The organism is Methanobrevibacter sp., assembly GCF_045646205.1.
Classification (GTDB): Archaea; Methanobacteriota; Methanobacteria; order Methanobacteriales; family Methanobacteriaceae; genus Methanocatella.
Genome location: NZ_JAZRKF010000019.1, coordinates 122,727 through 144,215 on the forward strand (window position 1 = coordinate 122,727; position 21,489 = coordinate 144,215).

The following is a 21,489-nucleotide window of genomic DNA, read 5'->3' on the forward strand; positions in this document are numbered from 1 at the left end:
TTCAGGACTTCCCCAAGAATCGGAAAATTCTTCCAATTTTATATATAAAAGAAACGTATATTTTATGTAATAATATACGTTAAAAAAGAAAAGATACGAAGTCTTTATATACTAAAAAATCCAATAGTATAACAAGGGTTTGAGTAAAATATAGTGAAGGTGAAAAAGCTTATGATAGCTACCGATGAGCTAAATGATTACTTAGAAGAGTACTTGGAGGAAAAACAAGAAGTAAAAAACTTAACTGAAGAAACCATCCGAAAACAGACATTTAACATTTCCAAGTTTATTAATTTTCTGGAAGAGAGAGGCATAGATGAATTAACTGACTCCAATGTCAAAAAGCAATTGCGTCAGTATCGTAGACACTGCCTTAAAAATCGTGAAAACAAAAGGACCACTGTAAAAACATATATGATGAACATTCTGGAATTCATCAACTCCGAAGATGTTCAGGAAGAAATCCAGCACGATACAATCAAAATGAAGGACATTATTGAGGTCAAGGCTGAAGATCCAGAAACTGCCAAAAAAAGAATTGAAAAAATCAGCCTGACACGTCCGCAAAGCAATTATCTTTTGGAAACAATCGAATTGGAAGGAAATAAACGGGATTATGCAATTTGCGCCACTTTTCTTGACTCAGGTATCAGGCTCAAGGAACTGGTACTCCTCAATAAGACTGACATTCAGGTTCCCTTGGATGAGAAGGGTTTTTATGAGCTTCCAATGGACACCAATGAATTCATTGAAGTATATCTAAGAGCAGAAACTACAAAAGGTGAACTGAAAGACCGTACAACATTCATTACCTATGACACACTGGTCAGTATCAATGATATGATCTATGATAGAATCACCAAGCTTAGAAAAAACACTCATGATGTCTACAGACCTGTAATTCAAAGGAAAAAAGCTGCTGAGGAAGTTGAGCGTGAAGAACTCTTCCTAAATCAGAAAGGTAAACGTATCGGTAAACGTGCAGTCCAGGATATCATCAAGAAGTATGCAAAGCTTACTGATGAGAGAGTTTTATCCGATAATATTGACTGTCCTGTAGATTACGCAAAAAATGTCAGCGTTCACATATTAAGACACACTGCACTGTCTCATTATGCCGAAATTTTGACTGTTGCTGAAGTTCAAACGATTGCAGGGCATTCCAACTCACAGACAACCGACAAATATATTCATGTTGACCGTGAGCAGATGAAACAGAAATTAAAAGTTAATAGTATGAGATTCAATCATTAAATTTATTAATTTTTAATTTTAAATATTATATTGAGTGATGAAATTTATTAAATTTCATGAATTTTAATAAAAAAGAGCATATTTTGAAGAAAATAGTGTTTTTCAACAGCTTGATATATATGGAGCAGTTGATTTATACCTATTTCTTCGTATTATTTGAGTATTAGTGGTAAAATATGTATAATATATACTTTCTGTAAATATGGAAATATGTATCAATACATAAATTAGTATAATACTATTATACTGAAATATATACTAATACTTATAATATATATTTACTAATAATACATACATTACTAATTATACCATTACTACTATCATACCTATAATAAGCATTAATACCACTATACCTATAATAATATATTTATATTATATAGACGGAAATACTATGCCGACTAATCTATTTTTACACTAACGGAATTTATTAATAAAAAAAGCTCAAATTAGCCTTTATTTAAAAAATAACTCTTTATAAATACATATTTATTTTAAAAAGAATTTTTAAAAGCAATTAATTAAAAAAATACGCTTAATTTATTTTATATAATCCCTATAAAAATAGGATTATGCTCCGATTTATGAAATTTAATAAAATTTATAAAAATTAATAAAATTTAATAAAAAATATCTATAAAAATATATCTAATGGGAGGTTTTAGATGAAATATAAAATAATTATCCTTTTAATATTAATTATTTTTTCATTTTCTGTAAGTTCTGTCAGTGCAATGGATAATACTAATGATACAGTTGTCAGTGAAGATAATCTGCTATCAGTTAACGATTTAGAGCTCCAGAGCAATGATACGTATTCGGTTAGTGAAGAAAATAATGATAATGTAATATGTGAAGATTCATCTTCAGACGATTTAAATTCAACCCATTATGGATATTGGGCAATAGCATCCGATGTTAAGGATTTGAATTTCACTGATTTATCCGAACATGGCGTAACAGATATTTTATTGAATTATCGCGTTTACGAACAGTATAATCAGTCATTTGTAGAATCCCTGGCATTAACGGCCAAGGAATATGGAATCAACATCCACATTTGGGCTCAAATTTTCTATTATGGGGGTAGCTGGATAAAACCGGTTGACTGGAGAGGAAACGTCAACTACAAATATTTTGACAGTAAAATAGCAGAACTTGAAACTTATGCCCGCACTAAAGGAATTGCAGGTATACATTATGATTATTTAAGATTTTCAGGATCTGAATATTCTTACAATTCCGCATGGCAAAATCCTGGCGGTAAAGAAGCCATTACATATTTTGTAAAGGAATCTTGTGAGGCAATTCGAAAAATTAATCCGGATATAATCATATCAGCAACATTAATGCCTGAAATAAACATGCTTGAACCGGTCTATGGTATTGAATATTCAGAAATTTCCAAATATTTTGATGTAGTAATGCCTTTGGCATACAGAGGCAATTTCAACAAGGATTCAGACTGGGTTAAATATATCACAGAATACTTTGTAAATAATTCCCATGGAAGTGAGGTCTGGACAGGCATTCAGGGTTATGTCAATGATAACGATAAAAATAATCTTTTGCCTATTGTTGAGCTTAATAATGACACCCTAAGCGCTTTAAATGGAGGAGCAAAGGGCGTTATCATGTCTAAAATCAACAACTGTCCAGATATGGATTTCAATAATCTGACCGTTGATGAAAATAAGCTCACATCATTTGAATATTTATATTATAAAATTTCTTCAGCTTCAGAAACGCTTGATCTTGAAAATGATTTTATATTTAATGAAACAACAGACAGTGCTTTTGTTAATGGAGTAAAAATTAACCACAGTATATTAATTAACGGAAATAATCATACGATTGACGGTAAAAATCTTGCAAGAATATTCAATATCACTGGAAACAGTATTACTTTAGCCAACATTAATTTTAAAGACGCTTTCACAGACAATAATGGTGGTGCAGCATATATTACCGGAAACTGGGTTATGTACGCCAACTGTACATTCACAGGCAGTTTTGCTCAAAATCTTGGTGGGGCAGTATATACCCGAGGAGATTACGGATTATTTGAAAACTGTACCTTTATCAATTCATTTACCAACGATACTGGTGCAGGTTTATTTGTCGACGGATATAACGTCAGAATATTCAATTCATCTTTTATAGACAATTTTGCAAAAGTTGAGGCTGCTGCAGTATATATAAAAGACAATCGTGCAGTCATTGAAGGCTGTAAGTTTATCAACAATTCCGCCAAATATACCGGTGCGGTTCTTCTCTTGAGTCAGAACGCCCGTATTTATGATTCATACTTTGAAAACAATACTGCTGAGGTCAGTGCAGCGGCTGTCGGTATGGGAAGTAGAAGCAATATGGGTATTATAAACTGCGTATTTGTTAATAATGGTGCATATAACGAAGGAGGAGCTGCCATATTTATCAATAAGGCATTGAATACAAAAATCATTAATTCCACATTTATCGATAACTTTGCCCATTACAACGGCGGAGCAATATTCTGGAGCTATGGAGACAACGGAATCATAGTAAACTCCACATTCATAAATAACACCGCAACAGAGAAAGGCGGAGCGATATATCATATTGGAGATAACATTACATTAGCTGACAATGTTTTCGTGAATAATTCATGTGTCAACGGCTCTGCATTATATCTAAATAACGGAGACAATAATGTCATCACAAAAAACGTTTTTCTTTCAAATGACATTTATATGAATAATATTGACAATTCACAGATTTTAAATTCAGTAATATTGGATGAAACCACCTTAAATAACTCAATTGTTCTATTTATAAATAACTGGTTTGGAAACACGCAAGATAATATTAATGAATCATTAAACGATTATGCTAATAACTGGCTTTATTTAAATGCAATGGCCGATAAAACCATGATTGGTGAAGATGCATCTGTTAAATTCTATTTTGACCAGTTCAATACTTTTAAATCATTTGATATGCCTGAAATTACCTTAAAGTTAAGCGGGGAAAATGTTATTCTTGAAAATGACTCTGTTTTAGCAGGCGAATCATTCAATTGCCGCATCACAGATTACGGAGCTTATGTAAACGCAAGCTTTGATGACGTTATTTTAAGATATGACCTTCCAATAGCTGACGTTAACGTGATTGCAGACAATCTAACCAAATATTACGGCGGCTCTCAAAGATTCATCGTTAATGTTTTAGACTCCCAATCCAATCCGATATCAAATAAAAGCGTTAATATTACAATTAACGGCGCTCAATATGAAAGAGTGACCAATGAAAACGGATCTGCAAGTGTCGGCATCAATCTAAACCCTGGAGAGTATAACGCAACCATTAATGCTGATAATATTACAGTTTATTCTACAGTTGATGTACTCTCTACAGTTGATGCAAAGGATTTGATTAAGGTATTTAAAAACGAATCTCAGTTTTACGCAAGCTTTAAGGATTCTGATGGTAGTGCATTGGTCAATTCAAAGGTTTCATTTAACATCAACGGAGTGATATATGAGAGAACAACTGACGTTAACGGAAGTGCAAAGCTGAACATCAATCTGATGGCCGGTGAATATGTCATAACCTCCTATAATTCAGTTACCGGTGAAATGCATGCAAATAACATCACGGTACTCTCCAGATTCAGTGAAAACTCCGATCTGGTGAAATACTATAGAAATGATTCACAATATGTCGTAAGAGTCATCGGGGAAGATGGAAATCCTCTAGGTGCCGGTGAAAACGTAACATTCAATATCAACGGCGTTTTATACACAAGAAGCACCAATGAATCAGGATATGCAAAATTAAACATTAATCTCGCTCCTGGAGACTATATTATCACCGCCGAATATAAGACATGTATGGTGTCTAATAATATCACTGTAAAGTCTGTTTTATCTGCAAGTGACTTGAACATGACTTATGGTGATAAATCCAAGTTTACAGCCCATCTTTTGGATGGTGAAGGCAATCCTTATCAAAACCAGACCATTGACTTCAACATCAACGGTATTTTCTATAAAAGAACAACAGACGTTAACGGTGACGGCAAACTCGACATTAATTTAATGCCTGGTGAATATATAATTACTTCCAGCTATAATGGGTACAATATCTCCAATAAAATAACTGTAAACAGTTGAATTGTACCTATTTTTTTATTTTTTTAAAATAATATATGAATAGAAAAGCGTCTTTTACTTTATCCAATTTGAACACCTTCTTTTAGTACATTGCTTAAAAATGGATAATCTTTTGTCTTTTTGAAATGTTCTTCAGTCATGAGTCTTGGAGATATAACTTCATCTTTTTCAAAGATTATATCTAGGCGATTTTATGAATTTTCGGTTTGATTTTATCTGCATAGGAGATACGATTAGAATATCAATGTCTGATTATTCATTGTCGTCACCTCTGGCAACGGAACCAAACAGCATGATTTATATGTAATACTTTTAAAATGCTAATTTTTATTAAACATATTCTATTTTTTTCTTCTGCAGCAATAATAATTTCTAAAAATTATGTCAATATTAAAATTATCATGCATTTTTAAAAAATTATTATCAAGTAAATCTGAGATTAAAAAATAATTCTAATTATACTAAACTATTCATTTAAGCAATTTAAAACAAACCTTTTTATACTTTGTTCAATAGATATTAATACATATTAAAAATTTATAAAGAGTGTGTATATGGATAATAAAAAATTTTTCTTGATTTTAGGTATTTTAATAATTTTTATTTCCGTTATAGGTGCATATGCTTCAGAATATAAGCCCGAATATGGAGATTTAAATTTTCTTTTGGATGAGACGAACGAGTCAGAATTAACTGGATGCTGTTCCATTGTGTGTCAGCTTGATGGAAATGACAGTATCATGGCATTTAGAAGAGATTCTCCTAGTGGTGCTGATATTTATATTGAAAATATTACATGGCATGGAAAAGATGCAATCAAACAGTATAAGACAGATGGAAAATACTTCTGTCAGGTTATCGTAACCAATGACGGATGGACCGTAGGTTTTGGTGGTCTTGACGATGGTGTAGACAATGAAAAAATCGAAAACATTACTGGTGAAATGATTGCAAACAATACCATTGATAACGCTACCTTACAAAAGATTCAGGACATAAAAAATCCATATGGTAGAGGACACGCTCTTATTAAAGCTCCTGACGGCAGATATGGGGTTGCAATGGCAACTACACATTTCACAGGTAAATTGAATCCCGGAGACTATATATCCGTTCCTAACAAGCCTTCCTATGTAAGAACAGGCGACATTCAGATGAATGCAACAGACAAGGAACAGACTATGCACAAACTTGAAATTACAGACGCTTACGGTTTGGTTAGAAGAGACATTACCACATTCTACTTCCAGCAAATCGATAACTCTACATTTAAAGGTAATATTACAAACATTACACTCTCCAATGATGACGGATCCACATTCGGAATGAGTACCAGAGGAGCAGCAGATAATGTAATATTCAATGGAACAACATTTAAAAGTGGAGATATTCCTATAGCTCCTAAGTATCAAAGGTTAGGTACTGTAGAGTTTCCTCAGGAAGATGATGGCGGCATTTTAGGTGCTATCTTCAACGCTTTATATTATATTGTTGTAATTGCATTGCTGATTATTATAATCTGTCTTGGAATCAGGTTATTCAATAAAATAAGATATGCAAGAAGAAGACAAAAAAGACAAGGTCCTAAAAGCCTATATAGAAACGATAGATATCGATAGAATCAGCTATTGATATTTATTTTTACTTTTTTTAATTTTTGTATTCTCTCAATAGGAGTCATCTCTAACGCCCAGTATCCCTTCTTCAATTAATTCATTTATAATATTATAAACATCTCCTAAATCCAATTTTAAGTCGTATGCAATTTCAGACAAGAAAACTCTTTTCTTTTTCCTGCAGTATTCAATTATCTCTTCTTTTTGCTGTGCATATGGAATATCTCTTAATGTAATTTCTTCAATCACAGGAATATCAAAACTGTCATTTTTCATGTTTTACCCTATGCTAATGTTATAGCTTAAATATTTTGGTGATTTTGAGCCAAATATTGCTTTAATTTAAAAAAATTCTTAAAGCTTTAAGTTTGAGTGAAGACAATTTTTATCACTCAGGACAATTTTTATGAGTCAGAACAATTTAATGGAGCTTCTGCTTAATAGATAAGATTAAATATTATTAATATCTTATACTAAATTAGTTCTGTCACAGAATTATTTATAAAATAGTTAGAATCACCAGATCTATTCACCACATTAATGTATGGCATCATGTTCATTGTATCTCGCACATGAAAAAAGTTAGAATCCCTGATTCTAACTTATTTAATCTTTTTTTAGCATGAATTATTCTTCTTCAGCTATTATATGGCACGTACTGGTCTTTTTCCAGTAGCAGTTATTGCATGTCCTGCATAATGATTCAACTTCACTGCCGTTTTTCCATTCACTCAAAAATGTAGGATTGAAGACAAATGGCCTCTGCATGGATACAAATTCAATGTCTGTGGTGTTAATCAAATCATTGATTGAATTCATATCAGATAATCCTCCGCCTAAAATTACAGGAATATTCACTCTTCTTGCTATTTCATCAGTAATGTCAAACAGGATATTTTTATCGCCGGAATCCTTTCTGAAGTGCTGCGGAGAGGACAGTTTTGTAATCTGAAGGCTGTCTGCACCGTACTTTTCAAGCAATTCGGCAATCTCTAAGACGTCATCCTGAGCATTCAAACGGCAATTCACATGCAAACCGGTAGTGTCCTTGATTACTTTAATGATTTCCAGAACCATTTTAAGTCTTTTAAAGGTATTTCCACCATAATCATCATGCCTTCTGTTTTCTTTTGAGTCAATTACCTTTGAAAGATAGTAGCTGTTTCCCATAGCTATTTGAATACCGTTAAAGCCTGCAAAGGATATCTTTTTTGCGGCTACAATATGGTCTGACTGGATTTGTCTTATGTCTTCAATTGTCAAATCGTTAACGTCAACGTTCTGCTTTCCGTTGACGTTGCAGTTTACAAAGCCCAGTTGTGCTAAAATCGGCACGTCATTTTCATGGGTGATTTCTGTAAGGTATCTGAACTCCTTGATGAACTTTGGATTGTTAATGGAGTGTGAGTAGTCGCTGAAGCGGTCATGGGCATACATTGAAATCAGTTCCGTTACAATGAGCCCCACATGGTTTTTGGCAAGTCTTTCATACCTTAAAAATATTTCCGGGGAGAGATTTCCCATTTCCTTTTGTGATTCCCACAGACCGGTTCTTACAATTCTGCTTTTAAGTGTCAAATCACCGAATCTGCACTCATCGAATATGTCTTTCATATATTATCATATGTTTTCAAGTCTCTTAAATGTAGTTATTATTTAGGCATAACTAAAATTTTAAATAATTCTAAAAATAAATAATTATTCATGAAAAAGATTGCTGTTGACATATTAATGGGCGTGACAATAATACTGGAATTCGTATCCCTTCCGATTTTACTTCATGAAATTTTAGGAATAGGACTGATATTTTTAGTGATTTTACACATCAATTTCAATAAAAAGTATTTCAAATCAATTTTTAAGGGAAAATACGATCTTAAAAGAACAGTTGATCTTTTCATTCACTTCGGCCTTCTATTTTCTTTGGCCGCAACAATTATTACCGGGATATGTTCCAGCCGCAAATCATTGAAAAACACTACAATTTTTGGATATAAGATGTCACATATCCACAAGGGCTCTTCTGTCATAAGTCTTGTATTTTTAGGCCTTCACCTGTTTACCACCCGGAAAAAACTATTCAGGGCACTTAAAAAACTTAACTAGTTGATATTACAAAGGCTAATTATGAATAGAAAATGGAATGTTTATGGTATTTAAACGGAAGATAATCATTTCTGTGCGGTTACAGTAACCCACTGGACGAAACGGTCTGAAAATGAAATGTGGTCATAGTCATCATCAACCCTTTTTTCACTGCCGTCGCTTTTAATTATTTCTTTTTTGTTTTTAGCGTCCCTTAAATAAACTGTAATTTGTGAATAATCATTGTTTTTAAGGAAATTTCTTATTTCTCCGTCATCATACATTTCCATATCTATGAAATGTTTCCAGAATTTCATGATGAAATTATCAGATCCGTTTGTTTCCATTCCAATTAAAAAGATTCCGCCGGGTTTCAAGACCCTTTTTACTTCCCCAAAGCATTTTTCAATGTCCGGCCAGAAATAAACAGTTTCAAAAGCAGTTACAATGTCAAAGCTATTGTCTTCAAATGGCAGGTCTTTGACGTTTCCTTTCATGATTTCAACCTTTCCATCATCAATCAGTTTTTCATTGACTTTCCTTGACAGTTTCACACTTTCTATACTGTAATCAATCCCGTAGACCTTTTTGGCATCCTGAACCATTCTTTTAATGTTTATTCCGCCACCGCAGCCAACATCCAAAATAATATCGCCTGATTTGATATCCAAGTGCTTCAATCCCCATAGTGAAACGGGCGTGTGTTCCTTGTTCATTGATTTCAGCTGTATGTTTCCCAGTTTTCCCTGCGGTTTACGCATATTGTCAAAAAATCCCATGATTATATATTATATTGAAGTTAATATATAAATTTTTAGGTATACCTAAATTTATTAATTGCTTTTAAAAAAAGATATTGGATTCTGGAAATAATTAATCAAAAAAAATAAGATTTTAGGAAAAATTCTAAATCTTTCCTATGCATTTGGATTAGGTTTAAAATTTTTCATTACCTGGAGGATGAGGAAAATCCGGTTCAAATATAGGTCTTAAACGAGGATCAATCTTTTTATTGTCCTTTTTAGGTTCAGGATACCAGATATCATACCAGCTTTCTATCATTGTATGCATTATAAATTTAGTTATACTAGTTGGGTTTTCAAATTCAGCATGACAAAATATATCTGTCAATAAATTAATTGTGCTGGCTTTATCATAGTATTTGATTAGCATGCCACTAACCATCTGTAGGGCGTCATATGTTGGCATGCTGTAGCGATATTGAGACATTTCTTTTTTGAAATCCTTATAGTAAGCAGAATAGTAATCCACAGGATCTTCAATCACAGTGTCGTTTTCAGCATCTTCGCTTGTCTCATTGATTGAATCTGCTTCGGTGCTGTTTTCCATATCACATATTGGTGATATGCTTTCATAGATGTCAGGGTTATTTTCAACTGAAGTGTCATTAAAATCAGAGCTTGCACCGGCACATGACACGCCTGCTAGTGCAATCATTATAAATATCAAACTTAAGATAATTTTTTTCATATTTTCTCCCTATTAATAATATCTGAAATAGAACCTATATAAAGATTTTCGAATGCAAGTGCTTGCTTACATCTCTGAATTATAAAAAAAGAAAATATGAACGATTAAATTATAAACAAAGGATATTATAAGGAAATATAACTAAAAAAATAAGATTTTAGGAAAATTCATTGAATATTCCTAACCAAGTGGTTTACGCCTATCATTAGGGTCAGTATGATGATTATTGTTATGCTTTTGACTATTACCGCCATGAGGGTACCAATCCCAGACCAAATTGTCTAAAAAATCATGTGCAACACTTTTAATAAAATTACTTGGGTTGTTCAATTCAACAAGACAAAATACCTCTGTAATTATATCGATTGTTTGTAAAAAACAATATTTATGAGAGAGCATAGTACAAAGCTCATGTAAAGCACTATATACAGGTACACTGTACCAGATTTGGGAATATTTTTCTTTTAAATCCTTATATTGAGCAGAATAGTACTCTACTGGATCTATAGTATTATTTTCAACAGCTTTGTCTGTGTCATTGATTGAGTCTGTTTGAGTGTCGTTTACTTCTACTTCATTAATATCATCTATTACATTGATGTCCGGGTCAATTTCAACTGCTGTGTCATTAAAATCAGATGCACTGGCACATGTCACGCCTGCTAGTGCAATCATTATAAATATTAAACTAAAAATAATTCTTTTCATGTTCTCACTGTTAATATATATAAAAAAAGAACATATATAAGGATTTTCGAATGCAAGTGCTTGCTTACATCTCTAAATTATAAAAAAAGAAGATATTTAGAATTAAATCTAAAATGTGGATTATTTATGAATATTTAAAAAAAAGAAAGGAAAGATTATTTGTTAGCAAATAACTTTTCCAAAACTGACTGATCATTTACTGAAATGGATACGTATTTGTCCCCATCCAGATAGACAAACTGATATGGTACTCTATTTTGAAGATGCTGAACTCCAAACATTCCCTTATGTCCGGAGATTTCTTTTTCTTCCCAAGTGATATTATCTATAATGTTTCCGGAACTTATATCTGAAGATATTGCTCCTCCCAACACCAGGACATTTCCTTTATCAGGGAGTTTCTTTGAATTGTTCGTATTGTTATAGACATCAATGTTTATATGGCTGCCGTTGTTACTTAAGCGCTTGGAAACATAGCCGTCATGAATTCCATTAATATCTGTATTGTTTTCAGAATATCCTTCAGGTATTTTAAATACCACTCCATTAACCTCAGTAATGCCAAATAAAGAATTTAAAAATCCTGTACTAAACATATATACACCGCCAACTATCAATACTGCCAGTATTAATATGGCGATAAGTTTCTTATTCAATGAAATCACCTTATTTATATATCTTATTACTGTGATATATAAAGTTTAATACTTTTCTTTTGAAAAATCCTTTTTTTCAATTGGTGAAGTTAATTTAAAAAAAGCAGGAGTTAAAACCCCTAGAATACAACTGGGCTGACGTTTTTGTTTTGTTGAACTCAGAATTCCTTCAGATATCAAAAACATGCTGATTTTAAGTGAAAGAATATAGGCTTATTCATTGCAAGTATTATTTAAATCAGTTAAAACATATTATTTACTATTTTTAAAAAGTAATATCATAAAAAAAATAAATTTAAATAATTAATTTAAAATTTAAACTGATTTAATCACGAGTCCATTTGGAGTCCATTTTTTGAAAAAATAGGATAAGTTGTTGAATAAACGATTTAACGGTTGAAATAATTAAAAATTAAAAGTCAAGTATTAAAATAATAAATCATGAAATTAATTAAAATGCTATGGCTCAGGAGTCCAAAAATGGGCTACCCGAGTCCATTGGATGTAAACGTTTTAAAATTATCAACATCATATTTATTAACTAATTCCTTGTCAAGCAAACTTTGCAAATCCCTTTTACTTGTAGTTAAAGATACTTCAAAGTGTTTTGCATAACTTTTATATGTAAATTTAACACCTTCATTATACATTAATGTTACTGCATCTAATTGACGTTTATTTAAATCATATGAGGTTAAATCAACACCTTCATCTTTTAAGTGTTTATCAGTGACAATTAATTTGCCACAAGGTCCTCTTAATATAACTTTGAAATAATTACCATCATAAAACTCTGGTTCCGGCAATCCGCTGTCAAGCATTTCTCCCCTCATACGAGTTATACCTGTTCCAAAATGTTCCATGAATTTTGTATATTTAAATATTCTGCAAATATTTTTGTTTCTGTGCTTTGGATTAACTTCTATTTTCAAATCTTCAACTGTTAACGGTTCTGGAAGACCCCCAGGACTTGAAAGCAAAATACGATCATCATATATATAAAATGTTATGCAATCCCCATTTAGTGAATAATCTCTATGGGCGATAGCATTAACAAATGCTTCTCTGACTGCTTCGATTGGATATTCGGGTATACTATAACTTTTAAGTCCTTGAACATATGTTCCTTTTTTAGTATTTCTGGTAAAAAATGATTCAAATTGATTTAAAAGAATAAAAATGGATGAAGAAATTGTCATCTGGTCAATAATAACACGCCTGTCAACACCATTAAATCTAACCATTTTTACTTCATAGTCAAAACCAAATTTAGTGATGTCTTTTGCAAAAAATAATGCCCCTGCATTATTTAAATGAAATACTCCTTTTGGATCAATCTTACCAGCACCAATACATTCCAAAATTTGCTCATCACTTCTTTCACTAAATAATTCTTTGATAGTCTGATTTTTAAGAAATTTTTTAAATAAATTGATTGCTTGCTCATCAACATCATCATATGTTGAATCTTCAATGATTGTTGAATCAAAAACATTCATTTTTGAATTAGCAATCATACATTCCCTTAATGATTTTTTAACTTCAATTATCAACTCTTCGTTTGTTGTAAATCGTTTATATCTTTTAGAATTCTTTATTCTATTAAAGAATTTTTTGGATTTCAAATCAGCACTATCATCCATTTTAACAAAAAAATAGGAATTTGAGTTTTTAGCATTGAATTTATTGAATTCAAATTCTGTAGCCGAAATACCTTCGGAATAATCAAATCCATAATTATTTCCAATCAAACCTATATAAATATCTGCTTGTTCAACATGGGAGGTAAATACTTTATCTGAAGGTTGAGAGTTTGCACTATCCTCTTCAAAAATATAAACATTAAAATAATTATCAAATAATGGATCATTTCTAATATTATCCACTATGTATTTACGCTCTTCACCAAATTCGCTTTGATTGCTGCTAATAAAAACTTCAACTTTCATAATCTTTTCCTAAAATTTAAATTATATACTAATATTTAATAATTTCATCACATATAAATGTATCTAAAATACCAAAAAACCTTTAATTAATAAGCTAAAATTAATATTAAGTTTAAAATATTAGTTAATATTAGATTAATTAAAAATTAATTATTTAATAATGAATTAAACTAATTTAATCACGAGTCCATTTGGAGTCCATTTTTTGAAAAAATAGGGCAAGTGGTCGAATACATAATTTAACGGTTAAAATAATTAAAAATTTTAAGTCAACTATTAAAATAATAAATCATGAAATTAATTAAAATGCCATGGCTCAGGAGTCCAAAAATGGGGTAGTCGAGTCCATAATTAAAAATTAAAAAAAAGCAGGAGTTAAAACTCCCTAAAATGCAATTGGGCTGACGTTATTGTTTTTGTTGAATTCAGTTAATGAAGCCATTAATTTGGCGTTGTCCATATTGGATGAGTCTTTTGCCCAAAAGACCACAACATAATCCTGACCGTTAAGTTTTACTACTTCGCTGACACCGTGAGTCTGATGATCCATGTCAGTGAAATTTGCAGTGTTGTCAGGGTTTTTAGCTATTTTCATGTCGTCATCAACAACAATGTATTCCCTTCCGTCATGATGAATTGTTCCTTCTAAGATGTCATCATTAGTTTTTCCGTCATATACATCGTCATCGACATTTTTGTAGATGTTGATTCCGGAATTTGTATCATTGGCTGCAAATACTCCGTAATAGTCATCGGAATATATGCTTTTAAATGAATCATTGACCTTGAAGTCAGTGACTCCTGCAGCAAATACGCTTCCCATCAACAGGCTGGATACTAAAACCAAGAATAAGATTCCTTTTAAATTCATGCTTATCACCACGCATTAAGTTTTATGTAATTAAATATATGGTACTCAGTTTATATTTAAATCTTTTCGTAAGTCATCGCTTGCATTATTACATTTAAGGCATCCATATATAAGTTTTAGCCCTTTAAAGTAATGTTACGTTCAAATGTGCAGGCGTGAAATGCCCCTTCCCCAGCAAATGAGAAATCACCGTAGTAGTTGTTTGAACCGCTTTCGGGAACGTTTTTCACGTTTTCAATCTTGAATATTCCGTTCGGACCTGTCATGACGCTAACCCTTTGGGACTGGTTGTCACCTGCCTGATGGTAGGTTATGGTCATGTTTTCAACCCCCCTTGCATAAGCGTCCATCAGATATCCGGTAATGGTTCCGTTTTCTGAAACTTGAGTTTCATTTATTACAATGAATGTGTCCACGCTTGATGTAAACTGATATGCAAATATTGCAAAGCATATAATCATTGCAACACCTAAAATGATTAGATATTTTGTCTTCATGTAAATATTTATGGTGAATATTCTATTTATAATGAATAGTTTTAAAAAAACATTTAATAATTTATCTCTTATTCATTATTTTATTAAATTATGTTATTTTATCGATAATAAAATAATACCCGTTAAAATCAATATTGACTAAAATGAGAAAATTAATCTTAAAAATTCATAATTTAAAAAGTTTTATATTTAAAAATTTAATACAGAAATAAATTATATCCGGAATAAAAATATTTTTTAGAAATTTTTAAAAGACTTAACTTATTAGTAGAGGATTGAATAAAAATTTTCAATCTGGAATTGGAGGATAACTGCATGATAAAGTATATATTATTACTTTTGAGTGTACTCACACTTGTGTTGAGCATAATTGAATTATGGTATTAATATTCCATAATTCATAAGTTGTTAAATTCGAAAAAAGGTTCTTGATGCTTTTATAAGGTTCGCACTGGAAGTCAGCTATAATTCTCCCTTTTTTCATTAAAATATAAAATTAGAAAACTATATATTGATGGATAATTAAAACAATTACTATGAATATGTGTATTCATATTCTGAATTATGAAGGTTAAAACCTCCAGATTCCAACTTTATTAATAAGTTTTGTCTAAAATTGCGATGGTTTAGGAGAATTATGCTTCTAAACTATTTAGACATTATTAATCTATTTTTTACTAAAGTTTTTTAAAAAAAAGTAGAAAAGTTGTTGGCTAACAGCTTATTTTTTGGTTTATTTGAAAGTGTCAGAAACTTTTTTCAATTCAGCTAAGTCAGGACCGCCCAATACGACAAAACTTGAATTGGTCTTTTTGACAAATGCGTATTTCATAGCATCTTTAAACTGTTGGGATTCAAGAGTGCTCATGTCAATGATTGACCATCCGCTGTAGTTTCCTCCATCTTTTGCGCCCAGTGAAATCCAGTTGTTTTTATATGTATCTTCTGAATTTATCATTCCGGTTCCATTTGCTAAAAGAACAAACAAGAAGGTATCGTTGCCGTTGTTATACTCGACTCCGTATTCTTTAAAGTTTATACCGTTTTGAACTGTTGTATTATTAACCATCTTTGCATTATCAGGTACTGATAATGTAAATCCATCAAATGTGAGTGTGGTATTTTTAGCATCTCCTCCACCTAAAAAGTCAAAAAGTCCTGCGCTTGCAACGCTCAGGCAGCTGAATACTGCCAGTACAATTATGGTCAAAGCCAATATTTTTTTAATATTCATTTTATAATCCCCTTATTTTAAAAAATCTCTTTTGAATAAGAGCATATAATAATCTATAAACGTTTATTTTTATAATATACTGAAAGTTTGAGTCGGGCAATCGGAAATTGTGGGAAAAAAAGAAAAAGAAAAAATGATAATATTATTTTTTTACCACAATACTGTTAACAATATTATCAATATATGCAGAATGCAAGTCTGTATTGGTATTATTGGTTGATATTAATAGTGTTGTGGTCTTATTATCATTGTTGTTTGTATACTCTACATATCTGAATTTTTGAACAGTGTTTACGTCATCTAAGAGAACGGTTACCATATCAGGTGGGAATTCCATCCATCCTACTGTATCGCCAATAACTAACTGATCTGTTGAAATGTTTTTAAGTTCTTTTGGATTAGCGCAAAATTCGAAATATGAAAAGTTGCCTATAGTTCCGTTTTTGTAATCATTATATCCTGCTTCGTTACCTTTAGTAGCGACTGCTTTTTTAAATTGTTTTACTGCATCTGAAGTATCTTTACTGCTTATAATTTGTATTTTTACATCACCTGCTGTTGCTATTCCTTTATCACTTACAGTGAAATTGCTTGGAAGTGTTACAGCTGCATCTGTTGATTCAAAAGTCACTTCTCCCTTTAAAAAGTCAAAGAGGCCTGCACTTGCTACACTTAAGCAGCTGAATACGGCCAGTACAATTATTGCAAATACTAATATTTTTTTAATATCCATTTAAAATCCCTCTATATTTCAGTTTAAAAAAAGAGTTTTTATTTGACGTGACGGTTATTCCTGGTGCATATGCGGGGGTTTCAGCATGAAAAATAAGATTGCAATTTTTAATGTCAAAATTGACCTTTCGTCTCATTTTTGGCAAGAGAATTTGCAATGCCTTATACAATTTTTCCAAGGAATTGAATAAAAGCATAATATTTATCCTATTCATAAATGGAACCTCACAAACATATAATTAATTATTTATGAACGTTTATTTATATAATTTTCTAAAAAAATTGTTAATTTTTAGCAATTATCGACTTATCTAAATGTCATATCGACTTTTTGATAAAAAGCATAAGTTTATTCAATTTGAATGTAGTGAATATTTTTCATTTGAGTATAAAATCAGCAGTTCCCTTATCTCTTCTGAAAGCTTGTTTTGAAACTGCCTTTTGTCGGGACAAATGTTCCTGTAAAACTCATCCTCCACGGCAATGACTTTAGGTTCAATCTTATGGTAAAGTGCATCTCCCAAAATGTCACTTATGGTCTGATAGGCATCTTTAATGAGTGGTGTATACATTTTAATTAATTGTGCATCAGACAACAGATAATTGATAATGATACTTATAGATAGGATGTCCACCAATTCCTCTTTCGGAAACTTCAACTCTTTAAGTTCAGCTATCAAATTGGCAAGTATGATTTTTTGGTGTGGTGATGGCTTTGAATCAAGCAACTGATTCAGGTAGAAATCAATAATTTTTAACACGTCCTTCATATAAAAGAGCGGTTAAAACACAGTCTGTTTCGATTAATGGCCATACTGGCCTTTCTTCACATTCCTTTAAAAAGTCTTCGATTGTCATGAATGATGATATGTCAAAGACTATATAAATTAAAAGTCCTAGAGAGCAGTTGAAGAGTATTAAAAGCGGAAAAAGAAAAACCGGTTTGTCGGCTTGTTCTGTCTGTAGAACTCTTCTGATTCAATGCTTGCCTTTTCCTGTGAAAGCTGATCTTCATAATCACCTAATGCATTGTTGAGTGCAGTTGAAAAGTCATCATGGCTCATGTTCTGTGCCGGAAGCTTTGACATCATCTGGGATATGTCATCATTAACGTAGCTGTCGTTAAAGCAAATCAGAAAAATCTTATCACCGATTGGAGTGTAGACCGTGGTGTAGTTTTTTCCGCTGTAGCTTCTGTGGATTACAACAGCGTCATGGCCTGCAATCTGGGTTTCCTCATGTGCTAAAGCCTCGGTAAAATCGTCACCGAAATTAATCCTTAAGTTTTTTGCATCTTCAAGGCTTAAGATACGGAATGTTAACCCTGATTGATATACATATGAGGTGTCCTTTAGGGTTCCGCCGTCATACTGGCTTGGTATTTCAAAATCAATTCCCTTAATCGTGACGTTACCTGCTGTGCATGCTGGAATAAAAAGCATAATGATGATTATGACCAAAAGTATTCTTTTCATGATAATCCTATATTTCAGATATTATATCTACTTTTCCAATACGTCTTCCACAGTGTAGCATCCGTCGTCTTCAAGTCTTGATTTTTCTATCTGAAAGTCCTTAATCAGGTTTAGAATATCTTCGCTGTAAGTTTTCCTTTCATATTCCTCAATCACCTGGGCGAAATGACGTGATCTTCTTAGGATATCGGCCTTTTGAATTTCCAAGGTTTCATCAATATCAATATTTTTGATAATGTCGAGACATTTCTCCCTTAGGAGTCTTGCGTTTTCGCTATCTTCACTGTCGTCACATGCCCACGCTGCGTGAAGAAGTGCATGGAATTTTTCAAGGTCATGTGCTTCGATGAGGTGCTGGCGGTAGAATATTCTGGATAATGGATTTTTGAATTCAAATCCGTCACAGCCCTGATAGAATTCGCTTTCAATGAACTCTCCTGTAACTGCAGGTTTATCTTCAAAATCAGATGCAACATATCCACATCCCGGACATTCATATGCCCATGTGTTCATGGTGCTTCGCTGCATTTCCGGAGGTCTCAAATCCAGGTCCGGTGAGCCCCACGTATTTGTAGACATTAAAAGACTTATTTCAAAATTCGTTTTGCATATTGGACATTCAACTTCAATCTGGCTAATGGTTGTCATAGTTTTTCACCTTGCATATACTGTTGTTTTTCACATATATAAACCTATCTTATACACAAGGTGATAATAATGGTGAAGAGCTATTCACCATCATCTTCAACAAATTCAATTTCCTTCTCGTTACAGTACTTCTTGATTTCGGCAAGTACCTTAACGGTATCCTCTTCGCTCATCTTGTATGAGAAGTAGTAAACTACCGGAATGACGTCGTTTAAAGCGACAATCTGGATTGTTTCACAGTCATTCAGGATGACCTTTTGGGTATTGTAAAGCTCTATATCGGAAATCAAATCCTCAGTTTTGATTATCTCTTTTATTTCGGATCCTTCAAATTCCTCACTTAAAGATGAAAGGATTTCGTCGTCTGATTTTTTGTTCACTTTAACGTTCAGGTTGTTGAGCTTGTCTTTGAATAGTTTGGCATTGTGCAGTTTTTCCTGGATTTCTGAAAGTTCCTGTTCCAAGTTCTTTTCATCTTCCAATAGGGAATTTATGAATGCTTCAGATCCGTTGTTGAAATTTTCATATAACTCTAATACTTCACGTGCACTTAAAATAGAATTGTTTTTAAAGAATTCCTTAGTGTGTGCTTTTACACGGATGCTTAAAGGTCTTAACTTTTCTCTTTTGCTTTTTGTTTCTTCATCGTCAAAGGGCATGAATTCACGTCCGAGTTTGTGAAGTGATTCAATACGTTCCTTAAACATTTCTTCAAATTCTTCACGGGAAAGTTCATCAGGGAATTTTAATTCAAAATCTCCCGGTCTGTATGATCCTCCGAATTTTTCGTTTCCAAATCTGAATTCTTTACTATTTCTATCAGTCATGTATAACTCTCCTAAAAGTTTACAATTTTCAAATTTGTGTACACAATTAATAGTAGGATGTTATAGTATATAAATGTTTGTATTCAAAATTAAAAAAAGTATACGGTGATGAAAAAAAGTATGTAAAAATAAAAAAAGTATACAGGATTAGTATAACTTCATTTCTTCTTCGAGAGCCTTAGCTTCCTGACGGTTTTTCTCCTGCTCCTCTTCGGGAGTCAAATCCAAAGGCCTTGTAAAGTAAAGGTCAGTTTCATTAACCACCTTACATATGGACATGTGGAAAAGCTCTTTAAAGAAAAGGGACTTTTGAATGTCAGTTAAAGACTCCTGTGAATATATCTCATCATGGTCATCCTTATACTCCTGACGGATCGTATTTTCATCCAATGTGACTTCAAGCTCCTCTCTTGAGTATTTCTCGTCGCTTTCAACCAGAAAGTTAATGAGTGATTCCTTATCCTCTGTGAAATCCTCATCTGGATTGGCAACGACGTTTCTGAAGTAGAGATTGACTGACTGGAAAACGTCTCTTGCACCACGTCCTTCAAGAAGGTCAGCTGAAATAATGTCAAAACCTGAAGAGATGTAGTATTTGCCGTCACTGTAATCAGTGCTGAAGGTAAGTTCTATTTCCTCATCGCCAACAGTCTGAATTAAAGTGATATCTTCTGAATTTTCAAAAGTTTCCTTATTGAACTTGGAATCCTTAAGTTTATAATTTCTAAACTCCAAATTCAGTGCATTTTCAACGTCTTCAATTACATCCGCATCGATTTCTGTAAAATTCTTATCAACCATTAAAAAATCTCCTTTATTTGACAATAATATCTGATGAGTGAGCCTCATTATATGAGCTGTCCCCCTTGTAATATGCCTTGACCTCATGGGAACCTTCCTTAACCGTCAGGTTAATGCTTGCAATACCGTCACTGTCGGTCTGAAGGGTATATGTGTCATTGTTGAACTCAACAGTAATGAACTTATGAGCCAGAGGATTATTAGCCGAATCCTTAAGCTCAACGCTGTACCCGTTAGTTGAATCCAGATTTGAATTGGACACCAGAGCGAGGGAAGTGTCAATCTTTGAATTATGGTCCAAAAAGTAAAATCCTGCAACTGCAACAATTGCAATACAGACTAAAGCTACTGCAATCCATTTTAGAGGATATTTATTTTTTTCCTTAATTTCCAAAGTATAACTTCCGCATTCGGGACAGAACAGTGAATCATCTTCAGTGACTTCACCGCACTTACTGCATTTTCGTGCCATGTACAATACTTTGGATTTTTTA

At 32.4% G+C, this 21,489-nt stretch carries 21 protein-coding genes; 4 read left to right on the forward strand and 17 right to left on the reverse strand.

What is annotated here, in order from left to right; translation table 11 throughout:
* Positions 1–171 precede the first annotated feature (171 nt).
* The 3 genes from ACKI44_RS04205 (at position 172) to ACKI44_RS04215 (ending at position 7,024) form a co-directional block, all read left to right on the forward strand.
* The gene (locus ACKI44_RS04205) at positions 172–1,254 is read left to right on the forward strand and encodes a tyrosine-type recombinase/integrase (protein ID WP_407421854.1); all 1,083 of its coding nucleotides are present in this window, start codon (positions 172–174) and stop codon (positions 1,252–1,254) included.
* Positions 1,255–1,916: 662 nt separating this feature from the next.
* Positions 1,917–5,405 (forward strand): hypothetical protein, encoded by a 3,489-nt coding sequence (locus tag ACKI44_RS04210; RefSeq protein WP_407421856.1) that lies wholly within the window; start codon positions 1,917–1,919, stop codon positions 5,403–5,405.
* A gap of 554 nt (positions 5,406–5,959) precedes the next feature.
* Positions 5,960–7,024: a hypothetical protein gene (locus tag ACKI44_RS04215; protein WP_407421858.1), complete on the forward strand. Its 1,065-nt coding sequence runs from the start codon at positions 5,960–5,962 to the stop codon at positions 7,022–7,024.
* Between the two features lie 48 nt (positions 7,025–7,072).
* Here ACKI44_RS04215 and ACKI44_RS04220 read toward each other — a convergent pair whose 3' ends face one another.
* A complete protein-coding gene (locus ACKI44_RS04220) occupies positions 7,073–7,297 on the reverse strand; it encodes a hypothetical protein (protein ID WP_407421860.1) in 225 nt (74 codons plus the stop codon).
* Positions 7,298–7,648: 351 nt separating this feature from the next.
* Positions 7,649–8,635, reverse strand: coding sequence for a HisA/HisF-related TIM barrel protein (locus tag ACKI44_RS04225; RefSeq protein WP_407421862.1), 987 nt, complete (start codon positions 8,633–8,635; stop codon positions 7,649–7,651).
* 90 nt (positions 8,636–8,725) lie between these two features.
* On the opposite strand from ACKI44_RS04225, the gene ACKI44_RS04230 reads away from it, so the two are divergent.
* On the forward strand, positions 8,726–9,127 hold the full coding sequence (locus ACKI44_RS04230; RefSeq protein WP_407421864.1) for a hypothetical protein: 402 nt from the start codon (positions 8,726–8,728) through the stop codon (positions 9,125–9,127).
* Between the two features lie 65 nt (positions 9,128–9,192).
* Here the strand turns inward: ACKI44_RS04230 and ACKI44_RS04235 are convergent, their stop codons facing one another.
* The 15 genes from ACKI44_RS04235 to ACKI44_RS04305 form a co-directional block, all read right to left on the reverse strand.
* Complete coding sequence (locus tag ACKI44_RS04235; RefSeq protein WP_407421866.1) at positions 9,193–9,885, reverse strand: class I SAM-dependent methyltransferase; 693 nt, start codon at positions 9,883–9,885, stop codon at positions 9,193–9,195.
* A gap of 157 nt (positions 9,886–10,042) precedes the next feature.
* Positions 10,043–10,597: a hypothetical protein gene (locus ACKI44_RS04240; protein WP_407421868.1), complete on the reverse strand. Its 555-nt coding sequence runs from the start codon at positions 10,595–10,597 to the stop codon at positions 10,043–10,045.
* A gap of 180 nt (positions 10,598–10,777) precedes the next feature.
* On the reverse strand, positions 10,778–11,272 hold the full coding sequence (locus ACKI44_RS04245; RefSeq protein WP_407421870.1) for a hypothetical protein: 495 nt from the start codon (positions 11,270–11,272) through the stop codon (positions 10,778–10,780).
* A gap of 188 nt (positions 11,273–11,460) precedes the next feature.
* Complete coding sequence (locus tag ACKI44_RS04250) at positions 11,461–11,961, reverse strand: hypothetical protein (protein WP_407421872.1); 501 nt, start codon at positions 11,959–11,961, stop codon at positions 11,461–11,463.
* Positions 11,962–12,446: 485 nt separating this feature from the next.
* Complete coding sequence (locus tag ACKI44_RS04255; protein ID WP_407421874.1) at positions 12,447–13,910, reverse strand: ATP-binding protein; 1,464 nt, start codon at positions 13,908–13,910, stop codon at positions 12,447–12,449.
* A 385-nt stretch (positions 13,911–14,295) separates the two neighbouring features.
* On the reverse strand, positions 14,296–14,781 hold the full coding sequence (locus ACKI44_RS04260) for a hypothetical protein (RefSeq protein ID WP_407421876.1): 486 nt from the start codon (positions 14,779–14,781) through the stop codon (positions 14,296–14,298).
* 116 nt (positions 14,782–14,897) lie between these two features.
* Entirely contained in the window at positions 14,898–15,278 is a 381-nt protein-coding gene (locus ACKI44_RS04265; protein ID WP_407421878.1) for a hypothetical protein, read from the reverse strand.
* A 733-nt stretch (positions 15,279–16,011) separates the two neighbouring features.
* Positions 16,012–16,512 carry a hypothetical protein gene (locus ACKI44_RS04270; protein ID WP_407421880.1) on the reverse strand — a complete coding sequence of 167 codons (501 nt, stop codon included), beginning with the start codon at positions 16,510–16,512 and terminating at the stop codon, positions 16,012–16,014.
* 142 nt (positions 16,513–16,654) lie between these two features.
* The gene (locus ACKI44_RS04275; protein ID WP_407421882.1) at positions 16,655–17,245 is read right to left on the reverse strand and encodes a hypothetical protein; all 591 of its coding nucleotides are present in this window, start codon (positions 17,243–17,245) and stop codon (positions 16,655–16,657) included.
* A 352-nt stretch (positions 17,246–17,597) separates the two neighbouring features.
* Positions 17,598–18,005: a hypothetical protein gene (locus ACKI44_RS04280; RefSeq protein WP_407421884.1), complete on the reverse strand. Its 408-nt coding sequence runs from the start codon at positions 18,003–18,005 to the stop codon at positions 17,598–17,600.
* A 156-nt stretch (positions 18,006–18,161) separates the two neighbouring features.
* A complete protein-coding gene (locus tag ACKI44_RS04285; RefSeq protein ID WP_407421886.1) occupies positions 18,162–18,719 on the reverse strand; it encodes a hypothetical protein in 558 nt (185 codons plus the stop codon).
* Positions 18,720–18,746: 27 nt separating this feature from the next.
* Positions 18,747–19,367: a hypothetical protein gene (locus ACKI44_RS04290; RefSeq protein WP_407421888.1), complete on the reverse strand. Its 621-nt coding sequence runs from the start codon at positions 19,365–19,367 to the stop codon at positions 18,747–18,749.
* 80 nt (positions 19,368–19,447) lie between these two features.
* A complete protein-coding gene (locus tag ACKI44_RS04295; RefSeq protein ID WP_407421890.1) occupies positions 19,448–20,194 on the reverse strand; it encodes a hypothetical protein in 747 nt (248 codons plus the stop codon).
* A 147-nt stretch (positions 20,195–20,341) separates the two neighbouring features.
* Entirely contained in the window at positions 20,342–20,995 is a 654-nt protein-coding gene (locus ACKI44_RS04300) for a hypothetical protein (protein WP_407421892.1), read from the reverse strand.
* A gap of 13 nt (positions 20,996–21,008) precedes the next feature.
* Positions 21,009–21,467, reverse strand: a complete 459-nt coding sequence (locus ACKI44_RS04305) for a zinc-ribbon domain-containing protein (RefSeq protein ID WP_407421894.1) — start codon at positions 21,465–21,467, stop codon at positions 21,009–21,011.
* Positions 21,468–21,489 lie beyond the last annotated feature (22 nt).